Source organism: Pantoea sp. Ft-CA_14 (assembly GCF_024520875.1).
Taxonomy (GTDB): Bacteria; Pseudomonadota; Gammaproteobacteria; order Enterobacterales; family Enterobacteriaceae; genus Pantoea; species Pantoea agglomerans.
The window spans coordinates 238,889-256,111 of record NZ_JALNPM010000005.1 but is presented as its reverse complement, the minus strand read 5'-3'; the positions used below and the strand labels follow the sequence as shown (position 1 = coordinate 256,111).

13 protein-coding genes are annotated in these 17,223 nt (G+C 54.4%); 5 read left to right on the top strand and 8 right to left on the bottom strand.

Annotated features, from left to right (window positions below):
• Positions 1–16: 16 nt before the first annotated feature.
• From pgk to tkt, 3 genes are all read right to left on the bottom strand, one after another.
• Positions 17–1,180, bottom strand: coding sequence for a phosphoglycerate kinase (gene pgk, locus NR195_RS10605; RefSeq protein WP_010248837.1), 1,164 nt, complete (start codon positions 1,178–1,180; stop codon positions 17–19).
• A gap of 51 nt (positions 1,181–1,231) precedes the next feature.
• Entirely contained in the window at positions 1,232–2,251 is a 1,020-nt protein-coding gene (epd, locus tag NR195_RS10600) for an erythrose-4-phosphate dehydrogenase (protein ID WP_010248839.1), read from the bottom strand.
• Positions 2,252–2,565: 314 nt separating this feature from the next.
• Complete coding sequence (gene tkt / locus NR195_RS10595) at positions 2,566–4,560, bottom strand: transketolase (protein ID WP_031592557.1); 1,995 nt, start codon at positions 4,558–4,560, stop codon at positions 2,566–2,568.
• A 271-nt stretch (positions 4,561–4,831) separates the two neighbouring features.
• On the opposite strand from tkt, the gene NR195_RS10590 reads away from it, so the two are divergent.
• Positions 4,832–5,587 (top strand): M48 family metallopeptidase, encoded by a 756-nt coding sequence (locus NR195_RS10590; RefSeq protein ID WP_031592558.1) that lies wholly within the window; start codon positions 4,832–4,834, stop codon positions 5,585–5,587.
• 55 nt (positions 5,588–5,642) lie between these two features.
• Here the strand turns inward: NR195_RS10590 and NR195_RS10585 are convergent, their stop codons facing one another.
• From NR195_RS10585 to speA, 3 genes are all read right to left on the bottom strand, one after another.
• Positions 5,643–6,053 carry a YidB family protein gene (locus NR195_RS10585; RefSeq protein WP_010248845.1) on the bottom strand — a complete coding sequence of 137 codons (411 nt, stop codon included), beginning with the start codon at positions 6,051–6,053 and terminating at the stop codon, positions 5,643–5,645.
• Between the two features lie 196 nt (positions 6,054–6,249).
• Complete coding sequence (gene speB, locus NR195_RS10580) at positions 6,250–7,170, bottom strand: agmatinase (RefSeq protein ID WP_010248847.1); 921 nt, start codon at positions 7,168–7,170, stop codon at positions 6,250–6,252.
• A gap of 169 nt (positions 7,171–7,339) precedes the next feature.
• Positions 7,340–9,316, bottom strand: a complete 1,977-nt coding sequence (gene speA / locus NR195_RS10575; protein WP_010248849.1) for a biosynthetic arginine decarboxylase — start codon at positions 9,314–9,316, stop codon at positions 7,340–7,342.
• Between the two features lie 843 nt (positions 9,317–10,159).
• Here speA and metK point away from each other — a divergent pair.
• Positions 10,160–11,311: a methionine adenosyltransferase gene (gene metK / locus NR195_RS10570; protein ID WP_010248851.1), complete on the top strand. Its 1,152-nt coding sequence runs from the start codon at positions 10,160–10,162 to the stop codon at positions 11,309–11,311.
• Between the two features lie 534 nt (positions 11,312–11,845).
• Entirely contained in the window at positions 11,846–13,243 is a 1,398-nt protein-coding gene (locus NR195_RS10565; protein WP_010248855.1) for a sugar porter family MFS transporter, read from the top strand.
• 81 nt (positions 13,244–13,324) lie between these two features.
• Here the strand turns inward: NR195_RS10565 and NR195_RS10560 are convergent, their stop codons facing one another.
• A complete protein-coding gene (locus tag NR195_RS10560; protein ID WP_256844500.1) occupies positions 13,325–14,557 on the bottom strand; it encodes an O-antigen ligase in 1,233 nt (410 codons plus the stop codon).
• A gap of 25 nt (positions 14,558–14,582) precedes the next feature.
• Positions 14,583–15,731, bottom strand: coding sequence for a glycosyltransferase (locus tag NR195_RS10555; protein WP_256844511.1), 1,149 nt, complete (start codon positions 15,729–15,731; stop codon positions 14,583–14,585).
• Positions 15,732–15,872: 141 nt separating this feature from the next.
• Here NR195_RS10555 and NR195_RS10550 point away from each other — a divergent pair, with 141 nt between their 5' ends.
• Both NR195_RS10550 and endA read left to right on the top strand, forming a co-directional pair.
• The gene (locus NR195_RS10550; protein ID WP_069026548.1) at positions 15,873–16,385 is read left to right on the top strand and encodes a SprT family zinc-dependent metalloprotease; all 513 of its coding nucleotides are present in this window, start codon (positions 15,873–15,875) and stop codon (positions 16,383–16,385) included.
• Positions 16,386–16,461: 76 nt separating this feature from the next.
• Positions 16,462–17,166: a deoxyribonuclease I gene (gene endA, locus NR195_RS10545; protein WP_060681026.1), complete on the top strand. Its 705-nt coding sequence runs from the start codon at positions 16,462–16,464 to the stop codon at positions 17,164–17,166.
• The last annotated feature ends 57 nt before the right edge of the window (positions 17,167–17,223 follow it).

Below are 17,223 nucleotides of genomic sequence, written 5' to 3'. Positions count from 1 at the left end.
CATCGCCCCCAAAGGATTACTGCTTCGCACGCTCTTCCAGCATGGCAACTGCAGGCAGTTTTTTGCCTTCCACGAACTCAAGGAACGCGCCGCCGCCGGTAGAGATGTAGGAAATTTTGTCTTCGATGCCGAACAGGTCGATAGCCGCTAAGGTATCGCCGCCGCCTGCAACAGAGAAGGCATCGCTGTCTGCAATGGCGTTAGCTACGATCTCGGTGCCTTTACGGAAATTAGGGAACTCAAACACGCCCACCGGGCCATTCCACAGGATGGTTTTGGCATCCTTCAGGATGGCAGCCATCGCCTGTGCGGTTTCATCACCAAAGTCCATAATCTCTTCGTTATCCGCAACTTCCGAAACCTTTTTCACGGTAGCGGTCGCAGTTTCAGAGAATTCTGTGCCGACACGTGAGTCAGTTGGAACCGGAATACCGTGCTGATCGCGCAGGCCTTTAGCCGCTTCAACAAAGTCTGGCTCATACAGAGATTTGCCGACGTTGTTGTCGATAGCGACGAAGGTGTTGGCAATGCCGCCGCCCACAATCACGGTGTCCGCGATTTTGACCAGAGATTGCAGCACGTCAAATTTGGTAGAGACTTTAGAACCCCCTACCACAGCCACCAGCGGACGCTCCGGGTTGCTCATGACTTTACCCAGCGCTTCCAGTTCTGCAGAGAGCAGCGGGCCGGCACAGGCGATAGGGGCAAATTTACCGACGCCGTGGGTAGAAGCCTGTGCGCGGTGCGCGGTACCAAAGGCGTCCATCACAAAGACGTCGCACAGAGCAGCATATTTTTTAGACAGTGCTTCGTCATCTTTCTTTTCGCCTTTGTTAAAGCGAACGTTTTCCAGCACAACCAGTTCGCCAGCGCCGACTTCAACGCCATCGAGGTAATCTTTTGCCAGGGTCACGGTGGTGCCGCTAAGCTTGTCTTTCAGGTAGTTAACTACCGGCAGCAGCGAGAACTCTTCATTGTATTCACCTTCGGTCGGACGACCCAGGTGAGAGGTAACCATTACTTTCGCGCCCTGTTTCAACGCCGCTTCAATGGTTGGCAGAGAAGCACGGATACGTGCATCAGACGTCACTTTACCTTCTTTAACCGGTACGTTCAGATCGGCACGGATCAGAACGCGTTTACCAGCCAGATCCAGATCGGTCATCTTAATTACAGACATGGTGAATCCTCTCGTTGATTCTCATAAGTTTTGCCAGACGCATACCGCGTCTTACCTGAAACCGCTTGCGGCCATCGCTAACGTCGTGTCGAGCATTCGGTTAGCAAAGCCCCATTCGTTGTCACACCAGACCAGGGTCTTGATAAGGTGTTGACCGCTGACCCGCGTTTGTGTTCCGTCCACAATGGCACTGTGCGGATCATGGTTAAAATCTACTGAGACTAACGGTAATTCCGTATAGTCAACTATACCACGAAATGTCCCTTCTGCCGCGCTTCGCAACAGGGTGTTAACTTCACACGCCGTCACCGCCTGATGCACAGAAACGCTGAGATCAATGGCCGTCACGTTAATCGTCGGAACGCGAACGGCTATCGCCTCGAAGCGATCGTTGAATTTCGGAAAAATACGGGTAATGCCTGCCGCCAGGCGAGTGTCCACCGGGATGATCGACTGACTGGCTGCACGCGTACGGCGCAGATCGCTGTGATAGGCGTCGATCACCTGCTGATCATGCATCGCCGAGTGGATCGTGGTGACGGTGCCGGATTCGATACCAAACGCATCATCCAGCAGTTTAATCACCGGGATAATGCAGTTAGTGGTACAGGAAGCGTTGGAGACGATGCGGTCACTGGCGGTGAGTAACTGCTGGTTAACGCCATACACCACTGTGGCGTCGAGATCGTTTCCGCCGGGATGAGAGAACAGCACTTTTTTGGCGCCAGCCTGAAGATGCGCTTCGCCATCAGCGCGTGAGCCATAGACGCCGGTGCAGTCCAGCACCACATCCACGTCGAGTTCACGCCACGGCAGATCGGCAATGGCTGCACGGTGCAAAATGCGCAGGGTATCGCCACCCACCCACATTACATCGCGCTCCTGGCGGACATCGAAAGCAAAACGGCCATGGCTGGTATCGTATTTCAGCAGATGCGCCATACCGGTGGCTTCTGCCAGCTCGTTAATCGCGACCACGGTGATCTCTGCACGTCGGCCCGTTTCATACAGCGCGCGCAGGACGTTGCGTCCAATCCGGCCAAAACCATTTATCGCTACCCGTACCGTCATTTCTCTCCTGCCACGTCAGACTGAAAAAAACGTGCCGTTAGCCTGAGCGTTTCACTGCATTTTGTACAGGAGATTCTTACCCGGCATTGTCCGAAACCAGGGCGATTTGCCTGGCGACTGAAACGGTTCAGCTACAATAATAGAAGGAAGGAATAACAGGAATGATTGTGATCAATCTGACTGCTTAAATTTGGATCTGCGTCACAAATTAAAGCAAAAGGCGGTTATTACTGCAGGAATAAAAAAGTAAAAGGGACGAAAATTTCGTCCCTCTGTTTTTACAGCCGGGCGGGAACAGGCCCGCCTGACCGGTTTTACGCCAGCAGCGCTTTCGCTTTCGCGACAACGTTGTCGACGGTAAAGCCAAACAGTTCGAACAGCTGATCGGCAGGTGCAGATTCGCCGAAGCTGGTCATGCCCACGATAGCGCCGTTCAGGCCGGTGTATTTGAACCAGTAATCAGCGATGCCCGCTTCGATTGCGACGCGTGCGCTGACCGCTTTTGGCAGCACGGATTCACGGTACTCATCGCTCTGCTTGTCGAAGGCATCCGTTGATGGCATAGAGACCACGCGCACTTTGCGGCCTTCGCTGGTGAGTTTGTCCCAGGCACCGACAGCCAGTTCAACTTCGGAACCGGTGGCGATCAGGATCAGCTCAGGCGTGCCATCGCAATCTTTCAGCACGTAACCGCCGCGCGCTACGTTAGCCAGCTGTGCCGTGTCACGCTCCTGCTGCGCCAGGTTCTGACGAGAGAAGATCAGCGCAGTCGGGCCATCTTTACGCTCAATGGCATATTTCCACGCCACCGCAGATTCAACCTGGTCACATGGACGCCACAGGCTCATGTTTGGCGTGGTGCGCAGGCTCGCCATCTGTTCAACCGGCTGGTGCGTCGGGCCATCTTCGCCCAGACCGATAGAGTCGTGGGTGTAGACCATGATCTGACGGATCTTCATCAGTGCCGCCATACGCGCTGCGTTACGCGCATATTCAACAAACATCAGGAAGGTCGCGGTGTAAGGCAGGAAGCCGCCGTGCAGCGCCAGGCCATTGGCGATTGCGGTCATACCGAACTCACGCACGCCGTAGTGGATGTAGTTACCCGCAGCATCTTCGTTGATCGGCTTAGAGCCAGACCAGATTGTCAGGTTGCTGGGTGCCAGATCGGCTGAGCCGCCCAGGTATTCCGGCAGAATTTTACCGAAAGCTTCAATAGCATTCTGTGAGGCTTTACGGCTGGCGATCTTCGCCGGGTTCGCCTGCAGCTGCTCAACGAACTTCTGCGACTCTTCCTGCCAGTTAGCTGGCAGTTCGTTGCTGACGCGGCGTTTAAACTCGGCAGCCAGTTCAGGATGAGCCTGTGCGTAAGCGGCGAATTTCTCATTCCATGCAGACTCTTTCGCCTGGCCCGCTTCTTTCGCGTCCCACTCAGCGTAGATATCAGAAGGAATTACGAACGGCGCGTGGGTCCAGCCCAGCTGTTTGCGGGTCAGTGCCACTTCATCATCACCCAGCGGTGCGCCGTGTGAATCATGGGTACCGGCTTTGTTCGGTGAACCAAAACCGATAACGGTTTTGCACATCAGCAGGGAAGGCTTGTCGCTGACGCTTTTCGCTTCCTCGATCGCTTTCGCAATCGCATCCGCATCGTGACCATCGACGCCGCGCACCACGTGCCAGCCATAAGCTTCAAAGCGCTTAGCGGTGTCGTCGGTGAACCAGCCATCAATGTGACCATCGATAGAGATACCGTTGTCATCATAAAACGCCACCAGTTTGCCCAGCTTCAGGGTACCGGCCAGTGAGCAGACTTCGTGCGAGATACCTTCCATCATGCAGCCATCACCCATGAAGACATAGGTGTTGTGGTCTACGATGTCATGACCCGGACGGTTGAACTGTGCTGCCAGCGTGCGCTCAGCAATGGCAAAACCGACTGCGTTAGCGATGCCCTGCCCCAGCGGACCGGTAGTGGTTTCAACGCCCACGGTGTAGCCATATTCCGGGTGACCTGGAGTTTTTGAGTGCAGCTGACGGAAGTTTTCCAGTTCGCTCAGGGGCAGATCGTAGCCGGTCAGGTGCAACAGGCTATAGATCAGCATTGAGCCGTGACCGTTAGAGAGCACGAAACGGTCGCGGTCAGCCCACAGCGGGTTGGTTGGGTTGTGGTTCAGGTAGCCGCGCCAGAGTACTTCAGCGATGTCCGCCATGCCCATTGGGGCACCCGGATGTCCCGATTTCGCTTTCTGTACTGCATCCATACTTAACGCACGAATGGCGTTGGCAAGCTCTTTACGAGAGGGCATTTTCTACTCCAGGTCGGATTAATGCTTCGCACCTTAACTTATTGTTATTAATGAGTTACCGGGCAAAACAAGGAAAAAGTTGCCCATCAATGTACATGAGAAACGGGGCAAAAGTACATGCTGTAAAACGCTAAATGCAGCCGCTTCGTATGGCTTTTCCAGCCATATCTGCTAGCAAAGTGCAGACTGGCACGCTATAACCAAATCGTTTATTCACCTGTCTGAGTTTCAGGTGTTTGTTTTTCTTACCTTGTTATGAATGGGATACAGCATGAAAATCAAAAAAATGGTGTTAGCGCTTGGACTGACCACGCTGCTCAGTGGCTGTCAGGGTTTAGACAACAATGCGCTGATGCAGTCGGGCGCGCAGGCGTATCAGGCTTATACCCTCAGCGACGATCAGGTAAAGCAGCTGAGCGATAAATCCTGTGAGCAGATGGACAAAGATAATCAGATTGCGCCTGCTAACAGTGATTATCAGCAGCGTCTGAACAAGATCGCCGCGGCGCTGGGCGATAACATCAACGGCGTACCGGCTAACTACAAGGTTTATCAGACCAAAGATGTCAACGCCTGGGCGATGGCAAATGGCTGTATTCGTGTTTACAGCGGTCTGATGGATATGATGACTGACAATGAAGTGGAAGGCGTGCTGGGTCATGAGATGGGCCACGTCGCGTTAGGTCATACGCGCAAGGCGATGCAGCTGGCGTATGCCACAACCGCGGCCCGCACCGCAGCCGCCTCGGTTGGCGGCGTGATTGGTTCACTGTCGCAGTCGCAGCTGGGTGAAATGGGTGAAAAACTGGTGAATGCGCAGTTCTCCCAGACGCAGGAATCACAGGCGGATGACTACTCCTACGACCTGATGAAGAAGCGCAATATCGATCCAATGGGCCTGGCCACCAGCTTTGAAAAGCTGGCGAAGATGGAACAGGGACGTCAGAGTTCGATGTTTGACTCGCATCCCGCCTCTGAAGCGCGCGCAGCGCATATTCGTGAGCGAATTGCTGCCGACAGCAAGTAATCCTGCCTCTGAGCGCGCATGCATCCGGCGTGCGCGCTTAGCCGTGCGAAGTCCGCTAGCGCTTAAATATCTGATCCACCATCGAGCCCAGATCCAGCTTATTGTCATGCAGCGCCTGTTCATCCATGTGTCCCTGCGGCGACATTTTATCAATTAGCTGCGGCAATAGCGCGGCCAGCGTACCCGATGCCCCTTTCACATCGGTGCCGAGTTTGTCGGCCAGTGACTGCAGTTCATCCTGACCAAAAGCAGACTGAATCTCACTGTGGCCAACCGGATGGTTATCGCCGGTGCCGATCCAGGAACCAAACACCTCACCCAGCCCGCCCTGCTGGAATTTTTGCAGCAGCACTTCAATACCGCCCTGCTCCTGCACCCAATGCCAGACAGCCTGTAACTGTCCCGGCGGATGCCCTTCACTCTGGTTGCCATCCAGTGCGCCAGCCAGTTCATCAAGAAAGCCCATGATTATCTCCACTACGCCATTTTTACGCTGTAAGTTTAGTTGCAGATAGGGGTTCGCGCCTGACGGTTACCCGTCGGGGTCAGAAGGGAATCGATCGGATCCGGCAAAGAGAGGAAGATCACAGCAGCGGCGTCTGCCCGATGGACAGGACGCCGCGTTCAGCGCCTGCCGGACTGAAGCCGACAGGCAGCAGGCATCAGCCTTTGTTTACAGCCTGAACATGCAGCATATCCAGCGCCAGCGTAGCCGCTGCCAGTGCCGTCAGATCAGCATGATCGTAACCCGGTGCGACTTCCACCAGATCCATGCCGACAATGTTCATGCCCTGCAGGCCACGGATCAGCTTGGTCGCTTTATCGGTGGTCAGCCCGCCAATCACCGGCGTGCCGGTGCCAGGCGCATGCGCCGGATCCAGACAGTCGATATCGAAGGTCAGATAGACCGGCAGATCGCCGACGGTGCGTTTCACTTCGGCGAGGATATCGTCAACGCTGCGGTCATTGACCTGCGCCGCATCCAGCACGTTGAAGCCCAGGCTCTTGTCGAATTCGGTACGGATACCAATCTGCACTGAGTGCTGCGGATCGATCAGACCCTCTTTCGGCGCGGTAAAGAACATGGTGCCGTGGTCAAAGGTCGGGCCGTTGGAGTAGGTGTCGGTATGCGCATCAAAGTGCACCAGCGCCATCTTGCCAAAGTGTTTTGCATGGGCGCGCAGCAGCGGCAGTGTGACGTAGTGGTCGCCGCCAAAGGTCATCATGCGCTTGCCATTGGCCAGCAGTTTTTCAGCATGGGCCTGCAATTTGTCGGAAAGATCCTGCGAATCACCGAAGGCGTAAACCAGATCGCCGCAATCGACGACGTTCAGACGCTGACGCAGGTCGAAATCCCACGGCCAGCGGCAGCCTTCCCAGGCCAGATTGGTGGAGATCTGGCGAATCGCACCCGGACCCAGGCGGCTGCCCGGACGACCCGAGGTCGCGGCATCAAACGGCACGCCGGTGATAACCCACTCGGCGTCGCTGTCGTAAGGCTGAAAATTCAGCGGAAAACGCATGAAACCAAAGGCGTTAGAAACCAGGGAGTTGTCGTACTGATTGCCAAGCGTGTTATACATAATTGCTCTCTCTATGTGCGTAAGTCGGGCCAGCCCGCAAACCATTAAGGTTGAGATGAAAAAAATCCCCTCCGCGTCGTTAGGCCCGACGAGGAAGGGATTGAGTGAGTCAGATTATCGACATAGTTAACGGCAACTGCAATATGCGATTACCGGTCGCCAGGATCGATTATTCATCTTCTAAATAGGTATAGCCGTAGAGGCCGCTCTCGAACTCTTCCAGGAACTGCGCGCGCAGCTCTTCGTCGAGATCGGATGCCTGAACCTGATTGCGGAACAGCGCCATCAGCTCGTTGGGATCAAGCTGCACGTAACGCAGCATGTCCGCCACGGTGTCGCCTTCATCGGAGAGCTGCACTTCCACATCGCCATTTTCGCGTGCGTAGACATCCACCGCTTCGGTGTCACCAAACAGGTTATGCATGTTGCCCAGAATTTCCTGATAAGCGCCCACCATAAAGAAGCCCAGCATGGGTGGGTTATCAAGGTCATATTCCGGCATCGGCATGGTCGTCGCGATACCGTCGCCATCCACGTAGTGATCGATGGTGCCATCGGAGTCACAGGTGATGTCGAGCAGCACGGCACGGCGCTCCGGCTTCTTGTTCAGGCCTTCCAGCGGCAGTACCGGGAACAGCTGATCGATACCCCACGCATCCGGCATTGACTGGAACAGCGAGAAGTTAACGTAGATCTTATCCGCCATCCGCTCCTGCAGTTCGTCGATGATTGGACGGTGTGCACGGTTGCTCGGATCGAGATGCTGCTGAATATAGTGGCAGATGCTCAGATAGAGCTGCTCAGCCCATGAACGCTGCTTGAGATCGTAGGTGCCTGACGAGTAGCCGGTATGGATATCAAACAGATCCATCTGGCTGTCATGCAGCCATTCACGAAGCGAGCGGCGGGTACTTGGCTCGTGCATCTCCTGCCAGGTTTCCCACATGCTGAGGATCGGGCGCGGCGCATCCGCATCCGGCGTTTCAGGTTCGCTGAACTCGTTGCGCTCCACCCCAATGATGTTGGAGACCAGTACCGTGTGGTGCGCGGTTACCGCACGGCCCGACTCGGTGATCACGGTCGGATGCTCCAGACCGTGCTCATCACAGGCAGCACCAATCGCCCAGATTACGTTGTTGGCGTACTCATTCAGGCCGTAGTTGACCGAGCAGTCAGACTGCGAGCGCGTTCCTTCGTAATCGACGCCCAGACCGCCGCCGACGTCGAAACATTTGATGTTGACGCCCAGCTTGGCCAGTTCGACATAGAAGCGCGCCGACTCACGCACGCCGGTGGCGATATCGCGGATGTTGGACATCTGCGAGCCCAGATGGAAATGCAGCAGCTGCAGGCTGTCGATGCGACCCGCTTCACGCATGATCTCAACCAGTTTCAGCACCTGGGTGGCTGACAGGCCAAACTTCGACTTTTCGCCGCCGCTCGACTGCCATTTACCGGAGCCCTGCGAAGCCAGACGCGCACGGATACCAAGACGCGGCACCACATTCAGACGCTCTGCTTCTTCCAGCACCAGCCGCACTTCGGTCATCTTCTCCAGCACCAGATAGACCTTGTGGCCCATCTTCTCGCCGATCAGCGCCAGACGAATATATTCGCGATCTTTATAGCCGTTACAGACGATCACCGAACGGGTCTGACCGGCGTGCGCCAGCACCGCCATCAGCTCGGCTTTTGAGCCCGCTTCCAGTCCCAGCGGTTCGCCGGAGTGGATCAGTGACTCAATCACGCGTTTGTGCTGGTTAACTTTAATCGGGTAAACCAGGAAGTAGTCGCCTTTGTAACCGTAAGATTCACGCGCACGTTTAAAGGCGGCGTTAATGGAACGCAGACGGTGTTGCAGGATCTGCGGGAAGCAGAATAAAGCAGGCAGACGCTGGCCCTGCGCTTCGCGCTCTTTGACCAGACGAGCTAAATCGACGCGCACATCAGGACGATCCGGATCGGGACAGACACTGATGTGGCCCAGTTCGTTAACGTCGTAATAGTTGTTGCCCCACCAGGCGATGTTGTACGTACGCAACATTTTGCTCGCATCCTGATCGTTCATTGCAACCTCCTGCATGGAGCGGAGTGTACCCTGTTCGCCAGCTGACGAACCTTTGATATTCTTCATGTCGTCAGACATCGCGAACCTCAATTTTCCGTTGAAAGATGAAACTGTTAACCGGCTTTATGGCCGCTAATCTGAAAACCTGTTGCCACATTAAACGCAATGTCCTGTTCACCTGACGTTGCCGTCAGCGCGATTCACGCATGAGAGTTAAGTGTAAAACACCCGGGCCATCTCCGTTTAAACAGAGAACATTTAACTGATCTGTATTGACCATGGATAACCTGCGTCGTTCCGCTGCGCGAGCGCAGAGAAGAGACAAAACCGATCGAGCAGAGATAAAGATTAGCCTGCGCCTGTGTCGGTAAAATTACCGCATCGGACATCGCGTCGGCAGGAAAGAGAAACAGATGGGAGGCAGGAGAGAGCCAGCGCAGCGCCGCAGCGCAGAGAACCGGAAGAAGAAAAAGCGTGGTTCATTACTTGTATCACCTCCGCATATGCCAGGGGCACATGGAAAACAACCTGGGTGAAAGCCAGACCAGAGTCTGACAGGCGCGACGCAAACAGTGGCGTCATCCTTGCTGCTGCTATCAAAGCAGCGGCGTTTTATACAGTTTACAGCCGTAAAATGCAAAAATATTATCGGGGAATTGCGTGTAGCGTCAGCAAATTATGCCGATAACAGAGACAGGTTAAAGGCTGAAACAGAAAAAGGGCTGGTAATTGGTTTACCCTCTATCCTAAAATAGCCGTCCAGATGGTTTTCCATCTAAACAGGTTACTATCCAGGCGGTGTTGGCCTGCTGTGCTGACACAACCTCACTGCTCGCGGCTTTGCCTGAAGGGGCGTCAGGTCAGACCACCTCACTGGCGCTATGCAGTCGTACTCAAACCATATTTAAGGTAAAGAACAGAATGGCTAAACACCTTTTTACGTCCGAGTCTGTATCAGAAGGACATCCCGATAAAATCGCCGACCAGATCTCCGATGCTGTGCTGGATGCGATCCTTGAACAGGATCCTAAAGCGCGCGTGGCCTGCGAAACCTACGTTAAAACCGGTATGGTGCTGGTTGGCGGTGAAATCACCACCAGCGCCTGGGTTGATATCGAAGAGATCACCCGTAAAACCGTACGTGAAATCGGCTATGTCCATTCCGATATGGGCTTTGACGCCAACTCCTGCGCGGTATTAAGCGCGATTGGTAAACAGTCTCAGGATATCAATCAGGGCGTTGACCGTACCGATCCGCTGGAACAGGGCGCGGGCGACCAGGGCCTGATGTTCGGCTATGCCACTAACGAAACAGACGTGCTGATGCCTGCGCCGGTGACCTATGCGCACCGTCTGGTACAGCGTCAGGCTGAAGTGCGTAAAAATGGCACCCTGCCGTGGCTGCGCCCGGATGCCAAGAGCCAGGTCACTTTCCAGTATGACGATGGCAAAATCGTGGGCATCGATGCAGTTGTGCTCTCTACCCAGCATGCTGAATCTATCAGCCAGAAAGATCTGCAGGAAGCAGTGATGGAAGAGATCATCAAGCCGGTTCTGCCTGCAGAGTGGCTGAGCGCCTCGACCAAATATCACATCAACCCAACCGGTCGCTTTGTGATCGGCGGCCCGATGGGCGATTGCGGTCTGACCGGTCGTAAAATCATCGTAGATACCTACGGCGGCATGGCGCGTCACGGTGGCGGTGCGTTCTCGGGTAAAGATCCATCTAAAGTTGACCGCTCTGCAGCCTATGCGGCGCGTTACGTGGCGAAAAACATCGTAGCGGCCGGTCTGGCTGACCGTTGTGAAATCCAGGTCTCCTACGCTATCGGCGTGGCTGAACCCACTTCTATCATGGTGGAAACCTTCGGCACCGAGAAAATCTCTACCGAACAGCTGACGCTGCTGGTGCGCGAGTTCTTCGACCTGCGTCCATATGGTCTGATCCAGATGCTGGATCTGCTGCACCCAATCTATAAAGAGACCGCAGCTTACGGTCACTTTGGTCGTGAACATTTCCCATGGGAAAAAACCGACAAAGCTGCCCTGCTGCGTGAAGCGGCTGGCCTGTAAGGTTACCGGCTGCTGATAAAAACCCTGCCACTGCGGCAGGGTTTTTTATTGCCTTTTCAGCCCCATTGCTAACCGGAGCAATTTTGCTCCCGCTACCCTTCTGAACGACAGGCCAGCGCAATTTCTGGTGAGCGCGTGACGACAAAAAAAACGCATCTGCCCGACATCTTCTTCTCTCTGCAGCAAATTTTCAGTTCTCAGCTACACTTCTTTTCGCTTTTTCTGACGACTAAATGTTAACGATTACAAATTGAAATGCTTTGTTTATCCGATATTTAGGAATTAACGCACGTAGTTATTCTGCTGAAAATGCGTTATTTTCAGCGTCGTCTGATAGCCAGTAAATAGAGCATTGTCAGAAACTTAATGAGTGCTATACCTCACTGGTTAATTAATCTTTCCGGGAAAAATATGCTGAATTTCAGGGTTTCAGCGTGTGTAAGCGATTACACTGATGTGATCAGGCTCACTTTTTTCCCGCAAAAGGTTTTTTAACATTGATAAAAACAATGATGGATAAACCTGGAGGCTAAAATGCCTGGCAATACACACAAAAGCAGAACTTCAAATAAGGCGATGACCTTATTTGTCTGCTTTCTGGCGGCCCTTGCGGGTCTGCTGTTCGGTCTGGATATCGGCGTTATCGCCGGTGCTCTGCCGTTTATCGCAAAGGACTTTAACGTCACCCCTCATCAGCAGGAGTGGATCGTCAGTTCCATGATGTTTGGTGCGGCGGTCGGTGCTATCGGCAGCGGCTGGATGTCATCCCGCCTGGGCCGTAAAAAAAGCCTGATGGCCGGTGCGATTCTGTTCGTTATCGGTTCACTCTGGTCGGCGATGTCGCCAAACCCGGAAATGCTGATCAGCGCCCGCGTTCTGCTGGGCCTGGCAGTCGGTATCGCCTCTTATACTGCCCCGCTTTATCTTTCTGAGATCGCTCCGGAAAAAATTCGCGGCAGTATGATTTCGCTTTATCAGCTGATGATCACCATCGGTATTCTTGGCGCTTACCTGTCCGATACGGCGTTTAGCTTTACCGGCAACTGGCGCTGGATGCTGGGCATCATCACTATTCCGGCACTGTTGCTGCTGGTCGGCGTTTTCTTCCTGCCAAACAGCCCACGCTGGCTGGCGGCGCGAGGCAACTTCCGCGATGCACAACGCGTACTGGATCGTCTGCGTGACACCAGCGAGCAGGCAAAACGTGAGCTGGAAGAGATCCGTGAAAGCCTGAAGATCAAACAGTCTGGCTGGGGTCTGTTCACCAGCAGCAGCCACTTCCGTCGTGCGGTCTATCTCGGCATCCTGCTGCAGGTGATGCAGCAGTTTACCGGCATGAACGTCATCATGTATTACGCGCCAAAAATCTTTGAAATCGCGGGCTTCACCAACACCACCCAGCAGATGTGGGGCACGGTGATTGTGGGTCTGGTTAACGTACTGGCGACCTTTATTGCCATTGGCCTGGTGGATCGCTGGGGTCGTAAACCTACCCTGATTCTGGGCTTTATGGTGATGGCAGCCGGTATGGGCGTTCTGGGTACGATGCTGCATTTCGGCATTCACTCGCCGGGCGCACAGTACTTTGCGGTAGGTATGCTGCTGATGTTCATCATCGGTTTTGCGATGTCAGCCGGTCCGTTGATCTGGGTACTCTGTTCCGAAATTCAGCCGCTGAAAGGCCGCGATTTCGGTATCACTGTCTCCACCACCACCAACTGGATCGCGAACATGATCGTGGGTGCGACCTTCCTGACGATGCTGAATACGCTGGGCAATGCGAACACCTTCTGGGTCTACGCACTGCTTAACCTGTTCTTCATTCTGCTGACGGTGATGCTGATCCCTGAGACCAAAAACGTCTCGCTGGAACACATCGAACGTAACCTGATGGCAGGTAAAAAACTGCGCGACATCGGTTCACGCGACTAACTTTACCCGGTAAAAAACGCGGTAAAAAAAACGGCGGGGTTTCTCTGGAAACCCCGCCGTTTTTATTTGTTCAACGCCCCACTACGCTGTGGTTACCCGCGTTACCGGCAGGGGCCGCCGTATGCAGCAGAGCGCCAGTGCCATAATGAAAATGGTCGCGGTCTGATTATAGGGCAGCACCGAATCGGTCAGTCCGGTGGTAAATAGCGCCACCATCGGCAGCGCCACGCCGCGCAGATCACACTTCTTCATCCAGCCCGCCAGCACAGTCAGATAGAGCAGCGCCAGCGACGCCGTACCCAGCCAGCCCTGCAATGACGTCACCTCGAGGAACTCGTTGTGCATGTTGTATTTAACGTTGGTGAAGCCTTCAACATTGAGAGGATAGTGCGCAGTGATGAACTGACGCGCCTCAGTGGTGCGCGCATCCGGCGTCGCAAAACCGCCATGGTGCTCAATAAAGTTGACCGCCCCGCCCCAGATGGCGACACGTGCGCCCAGCGAGGTCGAACTGTTTGAACCAAAGTTCTCAATATCCTGCACTCCCTCTACCCAGCGGTTGCTGGTCATCAGAATCAGCACCGCCATTACGCCCACCAGCAGAGCGCTAATCCGCCAGTTGGTCAGCAGCGACAGCCGGTAGGTCTGCACCAGGAACAGTAGCCCCACGGCAATCAGCGCAATCAGGGTCACACGGGTGCCGCACAGGTAGAGCAAGGCAAAGGTCACTGCCACCACAGCGATATCGGCTACCTTCCAGTAAGCGTGCGTCTCATAGCGGCTTAGCCACAGCCAGGCACAGTAGATAAACAGAATCATGTAGGAGGACATGGAGGCGGCTTCGGTGGTGAGCTTGATGCGGATATTCTCAGTGTAGAGATGCTCGTGGATACCAAAGCCCAGCGTAATCAGCAGGCCGATAAGGATGAGCCCTTTTCCGACGCGTAGCGTAGTCAGGGAGACACGATCCCCATAAACAGCCAGACTGAGCAGCACAAAGGCACCCATCAACAGCCGCTTCGCCCCCAGCAGATAGTTGCCCATATTAGTGATGGCATCGCTTGAGGGCGCGGTTTCGATCCCCTTCACGTGAATCGCCCAGAACAGCCGAATCAGGGCAAAGATAATCACCACAGCAAACAGGGCGATATAAAAACCGTTCTCTTTAAACTCCACCCGCCTGCGCACCAGGCCATACAGCACGGACGCGATAGAGAGATAAGAGACCAGATAGAATATTTTTTGCGGCAGGCCGGTAACAAACATATTCAGTGACAGCGCCAGGCAGAGCGCAATAACTGAAAAATTAACCATTAACGTTAATCCATTGCGACTAATTTTATTCGTCATGCTTAACCTCAGTAAGGCGGTTAAACACACTCATCAGGTGCTTCATATAATTTTCCTCATAAAAACCGGTGATGCTCGCTTTAATAGCCTGATGATCGGGGAAGTGGAAATCCCCGCTCATAGCGTTGAGAATCGCGGCCAGCGCCATGCTGTCATGGGTGGGATAGAGCTGACCATTAATACCGTTCTGAATAATTTCCGCCGGGCCGCTGATGCAGTCGGATGAAACACAGTAGACGCCGCGTGACATCGCCTCCAGCAGGATCAGCGGGAAGCCTTCGAAGTTAGAGGTCATGACCAGGCAGGTGACCAGTCTGATATGGCGGATGACATACTCCCAGGCATTCTCCTGCCAGCCATGCCAGGTGATGCGATCCTGAATGCCGAGTTGCGTCACGTAGTGCTGACATTGCGTCAGATCTTCCCCGTCACCCACTATCTCCAGCGTCCAGGGCGCATCCAGCTGCTGCAGGGCATCAAACAGATCTTTAAGCTGTTTCTGCCGCTGATAATGGACGCGACCAATATAGAGAAACTTCAGCGCCTGGGGTCTGCCGATTAGCGTCTCATTGCGTTTGATCGGGTTATAGATCACGTCAACGTCAGTGGCGCGTGCGCCCAGTTCCACCAGCTGCTCTTTAATCTGATTACTGATCGCAAAATGGTGATCGGCCCGCAGCAGATAATGGGGACGATAACGTTCACGCGGAGGCAGGTGCATCCAGCTCGACAATACGATTTTACGTCCTGAAAGCGTGATTGCCCGGCGCGTCATCAGGCAGGGAATGGTGTTGAGGGTCAGGACATGATCGGGCTGATAACGACGAAAGAAGGCGGCCATTCTCAGCGTATGAATAAGATTTTTTATTTTCTTATTCCGCAGCGTGCAGACGCTCTCAGCCAGAACAGCATTGGCGGTCCAGGCGCGGGAGTGGCTCTCCTCTCCGCTGTTGATAATAAACAGCCCTGCTTCGGTACCGGGTTCCGCATTCAGGGCCGTGATCAACTGACCGGTCACATTTTCCATCCCACCACGACCGGCCATCAGATCCGTCACCAGCACAATCCGTTGTTTCCTGACGTTATCATTATTTTTCATTGGTTTATCCATGCCCTGTGCCGTTCGCTTTTCATCCATCCACTCTGCGGTGAATGTCATTAATAGAATATTCTAAAAAAGCCCATAACAATATTTAAACCAGAAATTTTCCCCCAGCCAGAACCACACTTGTCGCTGGCGACGTTGAGTTCCTGCGCGGCGGCGATTATTCTGAGCGCCATGAAAACGCCTCGTCTCCCCATTGCCCTGCAGCAGGCCGTAATGCGCTCGTTGCGCCAGTCGCTTGAACGTGCGAATCAGGCGCTGAAAACCCGTTATCCGGAACCGAAGCTGCTCTACCAGCAGCGTGGTACGGCGGCGGGCACCGCCTGGCTGGCGTCCTGGGAAATTCGCATCAATCCTGTGCTGCTGCTGGAAAACCAGCAGGCATTTATCGATGAAGTGGTGCCGCATGAGCTGGCGCATCTGCTGGTCTGGAAGCAATTTGGTCGCGTCGCGCCGCACGGCAAAGAGTGGAAGTGGATGATGGAGCAGGTGCTGGGCGTTCCGGCACGGCGTACTCACCAGTTTGAGATCGCATCCGTACGCAGCAACACCTTTGCCTACCGCTGTCAGTGCCAGCAGCATCAACTGACCGTGCGCCGCCACAATCGTATACTGCGCAAAGAGAGTGAATATCGCTGCGTGCACTGTGGCAGCCTGCTGACCGCGGGTGAATTTGTCGCGTCCTGAGAAGAATCCCCATTCCGCCCTATTCCACATTCTGTTACCCTGCCGCCCTTTTTCGTACTGAGTAGAAATCTGGAATATGTCTCGCATACTAAGTCTGGCGGTTGCGCTGCTGTTTGCGCCCGCCGCTGACGCCCTTAACCTGAATAACTATCATCAAAATAACTTTCAGCAGGCCAAAACCTTTGCGGCGGCGATCAACGCCGATGCACCGGGTTCTTTTTACTGTGGCTGTAAGATTCAGTGGCAGGGAAAAAAGGGGATTCCCGATCTCAACAGCTGTGGCTATCAGGTGCGCAAAAACGCCAATCGCGCCGCACGCATTGAGTGGGAACATGTGATGCCCGCCTGGGAGTTTGGCCATCAGCGTCAGTGCTGGCAGGATGGCGGTCGTAAAAACTGCAGCAAAGATCCCGACTACCGCCGCATCGAAACCGACCTGCACAACCTGCAGCCTGCGGTGGGTGAAGTGAATGGCGACCGTGGCAACTTCGCCTACAGTCAATGGAACGGCAGCGAGCAGCAGTACGGCCAGTGTGAGATGAAGATCGACTTTAAACTCAAACAGGCGGAGCCACCTGCGCGGGCGCGTGGTGCCATTGCCCGCACCTATTTCTATATGCGCGACCAGTATCATCTGCGTATTTCGCGCCAGCAGACGCAGCTGTTTACCGCCTGGAACAAGCTCTATCCCGTATCAGTTTGGGAGTGCGAACGCGACCAGCGCATTGCAAAGGTTCAGGGCAATCACAATCCTTATGTGCAGCAGGCTTGCCAGCGCTAAAATCCCTGCCCTACACTAGCTCTTTTTCCAATGACGCCGCTGCAGCGCGGCGTCCGG

Bases quoted from the DNA above. Each gene is read 5' to 3' on its own strand.
- NR195_RS10590 (WP_031592558.1), top strand. From the start codon at position 4,832: ATGAAAATCAAAAAAATGGTGTTAGCGCTTGGACTGACCACGCTGCTC.
- metK (WP_010248851.1), top strand. From the start codon at position 10,160: ATGGCTAAACACCTTTTTACGTCCGAGTCTGTATCAGAAGGACATCCC.
- epd (WP_010248839.1), bottom strand. From the start codon at position 2,251: ATGACGGTACGGGTAGCGATAAATGGTTTTGGCCGGATTGGACGCAAC.
- NR195_RS10565 (WP_010248855.1), top strand. From the start codon at position 11,846: ATGCCTGGCAATACACACAAAAGCAGAACTTCAAATAAGGCGATGACC.
- NR195_RS10550 (WP_069026548.1), top strand. From the start codon at position 15,873: ATGAAAACGCCTCGTCTCCCCATTGCCCTGCAGCAGGCCGTAATGCGC.
- speB (WP_010248847.1), bottom strand. From the start codon at position 7,170: ATGTATAACACGCTTGGCAATCAGTACGACAACTCCCTGGTTTCTAAC.
- tkt (WP_031592557.1), bottom strand. From the start codon at position 4,560: ATGCCCTCTCGTAAAGAGCTTGCCAACGCCATTCGTGCGTTAAGTATG.
- NR195_RS10560 (WP_256844500.1), bottom strand. From the start codon at position 14,557: ATGGTTAATTTTTCAGTTATTGCGCTCTGCCTGGCGCTGTCACTGAAT.
- speA (WP_010248849.1), bottom strand. From the start codon at position 9,316: ATGTCTGACGACATGAAGAATATCAAAGGTTCGTCAGCTGGCGAACAG.
- NR195_RS10555 (WP_256844511.1), bottom strand. From the start codon at position 15,731: ATGGATGAAAAGCGAACGGCACAGGGCATGGATAAACCAATGAAAAAT.
- pgk (WP_010248837.1), bottom strand. From the start codon at position 1,180: ATGTCTGTAATTAAGATGACCGATCTGGATCTGGCTGGTAAACGCGTT.
- endA (WP_060681026.1), top strand. From the start codon at position 16,462: ATGTCTCGCATACTAAGTCTGGCGGTTGCGCTGCTGTTTGCGCCCGCC.
- NR195_RS10585 (WP_010248845.1), bottom strand. From the start codon at position 6,053: ATGGGCTTTCTTGATGAACTGGCTGGCGCACTGGATGGCAACCAGAGT.